Source organism: Nocardia sp. NPDC058497 (assembly GCF_042720195.1).
In the GTDB taxonomy this organism is placed as follows: domain Bacteria; phylum Actinomycetota; class Actinomycetes; order Mycobacteriales; family Mycobacteriaceae; genus Nocardia.
Window position 1 is genome coordinate 1 of record NZ_JBHXMY010000802.1, and the last position, 2,145, is coordinate 2,145.

General features: G+C 68.9%; 3 protein-coding genes. All 3 read right to left on the reverse strand.

What is annotated here, in order from left to right; translation table 11 throughout:
• On the reverse strand, positions 1-651 hold a 651-nt coding region (locus ACFWPJ_RS31155; RefSeq protein ID WP_378856842.1), incomplete at its 3' end, for a hypothetical protein.
• Between the two features lie 29 nt (positions 652-680).
• Positions 681-1,184 (reverse strand): GNAT family N-acetyltransferase, encoded by a 504-nt coding sequence (locus ACFWPJ_RS31160; RefSeq protein ID WP_378856844.1) that lies wholly within the window; start codon positions 1,182-1,184, stop codon positions 681-683.
• A gap of 149 nt (positions 1,185-1,333) precedes the next feature.
• Entirely contained in the window at positions 1,334-2,125 is a 792-nt protein-coding gene (locus tag ACFWPJ_RS31165) for a TIGR02569 family protein (protein ID WP_378856846.1), read from the reverse strand.
• Positions 2,126-2,145: the final 20 nt, after the last annotated feature.

The following is a 2,145-nucleotide window of genomic DNA, read 5'->3' on the forward strand; positions in this document are numbered from 1 at the left end:
CAACAGGGCGAGTGCGGTACACACCACGATCTGCAGGACAACCCAGCCGAGCAGCCGGAACGGCCGATACCCGTAGCCGCACAGCAGATCCGAGACCACACCGACGCCACGCTGCCAGCCCGGCGCCATCGTGCGGCGGCGAGCCCGGGACAACGCCAGCCCGCACCGATCCTCGTCCTCGGTGTTCTTGGCGCGGCGGTGCAGCTCGACGGCACCGCTCCAGGCACGCACCGCGTGCGCGGGCAGCCCCCAGCGGGACAGCGCGGCGGCTGTCGTCTCGTATCGGTCGGCGAGCAGTGCGTTCTGGGTCGGGCTCAGTCGCAGTGGTCCACGGAATTCGACTTCGGCGGCGATCAGCCCGGCGAGCAATGGCGCACGCCAGCCCTCCTCGCGCGGCACCGCGTCCTCGTCGTCCGGCGCGGTGCTCGGCACCTGACCGTACAGTGCGTCGAAACGCAGCTTGTTGCTCCGGCCCCGGGTGAACAGTTCCGGACGATCGAGCAGGGCCTCGATGTGGTTGTCCAGGTCGTTCACGATGTCGGTTTCCGCGACTCCGGGCGAATCGAGTCGCTTGGTGTAGCGCAGTGCGCGGTCGCCGATATCCTTGGTGACCGCATCGTGCTGTGAAGAGTGCGCCCCACCCCTGGACATCCGGCTACCCCTGTGTCACACCGATCCGATCATGTTCCAGGGTAACCTTTTTCGCCGATGCGATGCAGTTTGTAGACCAGTACGTCGCGCGGCTCGTTGTCGCCGAAATACCGTTCGTCGTGCTCACGCAGCACGAAACCGAAATCCTCGAACAGCTTGTAGGCGGAGACATTCTTCGGGTCCACGGTCAACCAGACCTCGTCCACGTCTCCCTTTTGCTGACACACCCAGACGCTGTGCCGCAGCAGCCCTCGCCCGTAGCCGCAGCCGCGCCGATCGGGCGAGACGGCCAGGCTGATCAGCCATGCCCGCCCGCTGTCGCCCATGATGGTCAGCGCGTACCCGACCAGTTTGTCCTCGTCGTCGCCGGGTTCGACAGCGACCACGCAGCGGGAACTGTCCGCCTCCAGCAACTGCCGGAGCACGAAGAAGGGATACCGGTCACGAAAAGCCGCGCCGTCTATGACCTGGATATCGGGCAGATCGGCCCGTGTCGGGGCCCGGTACCGCACAGTTTCCGCGATGGTGGTCATCTGCTCCCTTGCGTTCGCGCACAAGAACCCTGAGGTCAAGCCTAGTCGCCCCCACCTGATCCCCGACATCGAAACCAGGGGAAGTGTACTCAGCGTTTACCTGCCACCTGCGGCGGTTCCAGGTCCGCGCGTCGAGCTACCCGTTCCGCTTACAGCGCCAAACGGACCATGTCCGCCGTGCGGGCCAGGCCAGGGAACGCCTCGGGGGTGGAGCGCGGGTGCAGTGCGTGCACGGCGAGGCGGAACATCAACGCGCGCAACAGCATCTGCGGCCATTCCGGCAGGGAGGACCAACGGTCGAGGAGTCCGTCGTCGCCGCCGCCCCAGGCCAGCGCGTCGATGACGACCACGCCGGCGGCCCAGATCGCCGGGCGCCAGTAGGGGGTGATGTCGGTGAGGCCGGGGGTGTGCGCGCCGGCGAACAGGACGGTGCCGAAGAGATCGCCGTGGACGAGCTGGTCGGGGCTGCGGACCGGTTTACGCAGGGTCGAGAGCTGGCCGATCAGTTCGAGGCTGCGCTGGGCGTCGGGGGTGGTGGCGATCGGGACGCCGCCGGTGCGCAGGCTGCGCAGCGGTACCGGCTCCCAGGCGGCGCGGTCGGCGGCGACGAACACGTCGACGTCGACCCAGGGCGCGACCGGGGGCTGGACCAGGAAACGGGGACGGTCCAATTGCGCCGTCGCCTTGTGCAACCGCAGCGACACCGAGACCACCTCGTCGTAGCGCGCTTCCGGCGCGCCGTCGACGTAGGTGTCGGCGCGCCAGCCCGAGACCACATACCGGCCGTCGGTGGCCCGCACCGGGCGCGCCACCCGCAGCCCGTCGACCGCGAGCGTCTCGCGTATCTTCGCGGGCCCCCCCGCCCCCCCGGGGGCGGCCCCCCGGCACCCCACCACCGCACCCCAAACCCCCCCCCCCCCCCCCGTGACGAGGCCGAACAGTGTGACCTCGAGAAGTCACA

Excerpts from the sequence above, each read along its gene's own strand:
- ACFWPJ_RS31160 (WP_378856844.1), bottom strand. The coding sequence starts at position 1,184 with ATGACCACCATCGCGGAAACTGTGCGGTACCGGGCCCCGACACGGGCC.